At 42.9% G+C, this 722-nt stretch carries 1 protein-coding gene and 1 pseudogene; both read left to right on the forward strand.

The window, feature by feature from the left end; all coding sequences use genetic code 11:
* A partial coding sequence (locus tag ACFIO3_RS14700) for a baseplate J/gp47 family protein (protein ID WP_375704739.1) occupies positions 1-492 on the forward strand: 492 nt, incomplete at its 5' end.
* Positions 492-722 (forward strand): annotated as a pseudogene (locus ACFIO3_RS14705) (phage tail protein); the annotation flags it as partial. The gene ACFIO3_RS14700 and the pseudogene ACFIO3_RS14705, both read left to right, overlap by 1 nt.

The raw sequence follows: 722 nt of genomic DNA on the forward strand, positions 1-722 counted from the left end.
ACAGAACCCTATTACAAGCTTATCGCCTTAACAGCCGATAGTCGAGTGAAAGATGCCATTATCTATCGTAAAGGCAAAGACCCAACCATCTATGTTGCTCTTTTTGGTAATAATGAAGAAGGAACAGCCTCTGAAGATCTCTTACAAACAGTTTCACAAGCTCTTCACAGAAAAAATATCATCATGACCAATGATACGATTATTGTGCATGCTGCTGTCAAAAAAGTGCTGGATTTAGAAGCAGATGTTTGGCTGTTACCGGAAACATCTTTGAAAATTCTCACGACAATGGAGGCAAATTTAAGAGCAGCATGGAGACAAGAACAAGCCATTGGTCGTGAATTAAGCCTCTCGTGGTGGGTTTCAAAACTGATGATCCCTGGTGTCCAGAAAGTGATTGCCATTACACCCACAAAGGACAGAGCAGTTTGTGACGAAGAAATCTTATCGATTGGCAAAATCACCTTAAACTTTAAAGGGCGGGCGCGCTAATGGTTGGCTCGCTCCTCCCCTCACATGCAACAGAATTTGAAAAACGCCTTGCCGATGCTTGCAACTTTCATCAAGATGTTGATGGAGCTGTTTTGGGGATTTCACGTGCAAAACTGATCACACGCCCTCCCCGCTTTTTGCCATGGTTGATTGAAGAATATGGACTTGGTGAACTCACACCTTATGTTCCAAACCTCTATGATTTGATTGACCAAGGACTTGCATGGCAA

Source organism: Bartonella sp. AD328YNZD (assembly GCF_042196425.1).